The following is a 3,517-nucleotide window of genomic DNA, read 5'->3' as shown; positions in this document are numbered from 1 at the left end:
ATGTTCACGATCGCGGCGGTCGGCATCGAGAACTCACGGCCGACCTCGGCGAGCGCGGTCGAGGTCGATGCATCGCTCGCGCGCTCCTGGCGGTCGACCGAGACGACGAGGCCCGCAAGACGGATGTCGGCGGCGGCGCGCAGGACCGGGACGGTCTCACGGATCGAGGTGCCCGCGGTGGTGACATCCTCGACGATGAGCACGCGGTCGCCGTTCTGCAGCTTGCGGCCGACAAGCAGGCCGCCCTCGCCGTGGTCCTTCGCTTCCTTGCGGTTGAAGCAGAACTCGACCTCGCGGCCGCGCTCAGCGAACGCCATCGCGACGGCGACGACCAGCGGGATGCCCTTGTACGCGGGGCCGAACAGGCAGTCGAACCCATCGGGGAACGAGCGCTCGATCGCGTCGGCGTAGGCGCGGCCGAGCTTCGCGAGCTGCACGCCCGAGCGGTACTTGCCGGTGTTCACGAAGTAGGGCGTCTTGCGGCCGCTCTTGGTGGTGAAGTCGCCGAAGGTGAGGACCCCCACTTCGACCATGAAATCGATGAACTTCCGCTGGTAGTCGTGCATGGACGGGGATCCTATCGGGGTTCGGCTGCGCGATGACCCCTCATGGATCTCCCAACGGCCGAGCCGGTGTTCCCGCAGCGCGATGCCTCAGCCGATCAAGCGCTGGCGCTCCGAGTCCGCTGCTCGGGAATCGTTTGCATTCCCCTTGTTTGCGGGGGATCGATGGTGTAGCCTCCGACCCCGTGCAGGCGACCGTCCCGTCGCCGCTTTGGCAACTCGTTTCGAACCTGTTCGGACCGTCGTTTCAAGGAGGGCTCGTCGGGTCTGCACCGAGAGTTGCGTCATTGAGGAGTTCCATCATGCAGAGTCTCACGGATGGCGGAAGTGCCGTCAGCGCGCCCCTTCCCCGCACGATCGGCCGCACGTACCGCTCCTTCCCCGCCTCCAGCCGGAGCAGCGCCCTGCGCATGCTCTCGTGCATTGCGGCGATCCTGGCCTGGAACGGCGCCGCGACCGCTGATGACGTGGGCTTTGAGATGGCAAACATCGGCAACCCCAACAACCCGGCCGATCCCGCGACGGGGCTGGGGCGCGTGGAGCACACCTTTGCGATCAGCAAGCGGAGCGTGACCATCGCCGAGTATGTCACCTTCCTCAACGCCGTCGCCAAGAAGGATCGGCATGGGCTGTACAACCCCCTCATGGCGAGCGATCCGATGATCGCGGGCATTCGCCGAGACGGCCCCCGGGGCAACTATGTGTACTCCGCGATCGAGCCGAGTGGAGCGGTCCAGTCCGCCGCGGCGACAGCGGGTGGCAGGCCCGTCACCTACGTGAGCTGGTTCGATGCCGCGCGCTTTGCGAACTGGATGTCGAACGGCCAGCCCACCGGACCTCAGAACGGCAGGACAACCGAGAACGGCGCCTACGACCTGAGAGACGACAGCGACTCCGAGTGCGAAGGAGAAGTAGAGGACAGCGACTCCGAGCGCGAAGGAGAGGACCGCGACTCGGAAGGTCACGCGGTGCGCATCAATGCGATCAATCCCAACACGGGGATGAAGCCGTTCTTCTACATTCCGACCGAGAACGAGTGGTACAAGGCGGCGTACTACAACCCCGAACTCAACGGCGGCGCGGGCGGCTACACGCTCTACGCAACCAACAGCAACAGCAATCCGGGCAACATCGCGGGGAGTGCGGCCAACCATGTGAACTATGTCGCCCAGGGTCTGTTCGCTATGACCCAGGAACTCAGCCTGGATCTCAACCAGAACTACCTCACGAACGTCGGCGCGTTCACCAGTTCGCCCGGCCCCTACGGCACCTACGACATGAACGGTAGCGTCTGGGAGCTGACCGACATGGACGGCAGCGCCTCGCTCCTCCGGACGATCAGGGGCGGCGGCTGGACCTCGTACTTCAGCTATCTTCAATCCGACTACCGCCTGGGCAGCACGGCCGCGGGCGTGAGCAACAACGTCGGCTTCCGTTTGGCGGCCACCAATGCCCACCCCTCCACGATCAACTACCAACTGAGGCGCATCGGCAATCCCCGCAACAAGGCAGACAACAGGACGGGCTTTGGACGCGTGCAACAGACCTTCTGGATCGGAACCTACGAGGTCACGATCCGGCAATACTGCGACTTCCTGAATGCCGTTGCGTCGCAGGAAGACAGGTACGGCCTCTACGACCCCGCGATGTTCTTCGTGAAGAACTGCGCAGGCATCGTGCAGTCGGGCTCTCCCGGCGCCTACACCTACACCCCGCTCAACAATGCCGGAGATAGTTCGCAGCGCCCGATCACGTATGTCAGCTGGTTCGATGTGGCGCGCTTCGCCAACTGGATGTCGAACGGCCAGCCCGTTGGCCCCCAGGGACCGACGACGACCGAGGACGGCGCCTACCGACTCGACGGTGCCGTGGGCGGTACGGCGGTTCGGCGCAACCTGGTGAACCCGAACGTCGGTGGAGCGCCGACCTTCTATCTGCCAACCGAGAACCAGTGGTACAAGGCGGCCTACTACAGTCCGACACTCGACAACGGCAAGGGCGGCTACTACCGCTACGCGACCGCAAGCGACACCGCGCCCAGCAATCGGGTCGGCGGCGAGGCCAACATGGCCAACTTCATCGACGATTACAGCGGAACCTATTTCTATTCGGTTCCGCAGACACGCTACATCCGACTCGATCAGAACTACCTGTTCGACGTTGGCGCCTACACGGCAAGCCCCAGCTACTACGGCACCTTCGATCAGAGCGGCAACTCGTACAACTGGAACGACCTCGATGGCCGGTCCTCGCCGCTGCGTGGCCTCCGTGGCGGTTTCTTCTTTGCCGGCGCCCCGTCGGTCCAAAGCACCACATTCTCCCAGGCCACGCCCGGACGTGAAGAAGCCGATACGGGATTCCGGTTGGCGAGCCCGGATTGAGCTGGCTGAGGCCGCGCGGCGGATCGCCGTGCGACGCTGCGCCTAGCGATCCCGCCGGGGCGCGACTTCGCGCACGGCGCCGTGCAGTTGGTGCACCTCGGCCACGATCGCGTGCGCGCGCGCGGCCTCGAGTTCGCTGCGGTCGCCGGCGCCCCACAGGACGCCGATCGTCGCGGTGCCGCACGCGTGACCGGCGAGGACATCGTGCTCGCGGTCACCGATCATCACGGTCGCGTGCGGTCGCGCGCCAGTCGCGGCGAGCGCGCGACGCAGCGTGACCTCCTTCGGCTCGATGACATGCTCGTCGTGCGGCGCGTAGATGACGGAGATGTGCGCGCGCAGTCCGATCTCGTCGACCAACCGCTCGGCGACGATGCCGAACTTCGAGGTCACGATCGCGATCGGCGCGTCGTTCCGCAGCTGCGCGAGCGCTTGGGGGATTCCTTCGATGATCTCGGTTTCGATCGCCGACATCGCGCGGTATCGCTCGCGGTAGCGCATGACGAGCTCGACCGCGAGCGCCGGGTCACGCCCCTCCTCCGCCACGATGCGGTCGAACGTCGCGCGCAGCGG

At 65.6% G+C, this 3,517-nt stretch carries 3 protein-coding genes; 1 reads left to right on the top strand and 2 read right to left on the bottom strand.

Annotated elements, in window-relative coordinates:
• Positions 1 to 566: orotate phosphoribosyltransferase (gene pyrE, locus ACIQ3B_RS18690; RefSeq protein ID WP_397405278.1), on the bottom strand; the 566-nt coding region annotated here is incomplete at its 3' end.
• Positions 567 to 865: 299 nt separating this feature from the next.
• Between pyrE and ACIQ3B_RS18685 the strand changes: the two genes are divergently transcribed.
• Positions 866 to 2,944 carry an SUMF1/EgtB/PvdO family nonheme iron enzyme gene (locus ACIQ3B_RS18685; RefSeq protein ID WP_397405276.1) on the top strand — a complete coding sequence of 693 codons (2,079 nt, stop codon included), beginning with the start codon at positions 866 to 868 and terminating at the stop codon, positions 2,942 to 2,944.
• A 42-nt stretch (positions 2,945 to 2,986) separates the two neighbouring features.
• Here ACIQ3B_RS18685 and ACIQ3B_RS18680 read toward each other — a convergent pair.
• Positions 2,987 to 3,517, bottom strand: a 531-nt coding sequence (locus tag ACIQ3B_RS18680; protein ID WP_397405274.1) for an HAD family hydrolase, incomplete at its 5' end; no start/stop codon positions are given.

Origin of the sequence: Phenylobacterium sp., from assembly GCF_044358365.1 — a bacterium.
Classification (GTDB): domain Bacteria; phylum Pseudomonadota; class Alphaproteobacteria; order Caulobacterales; family Caulobacteraceae; genus Phenylobacterium.
The sequence above is the reverse complement of the archived record's forward strand: the minus strand, read 5'-3'. Positions and strand labels throughout refer to the sequence as shown.

Excerpts from the sequence above, each read along its gene's own strand:
- ACIQ3B_RS18685 (WP_397405276.1), top strand. The coding sequence starts at position 866 with ATGCAGAGTCTCACGGATGGCGGAAGTGCCGTCAGCGCGCCCCTTCCC.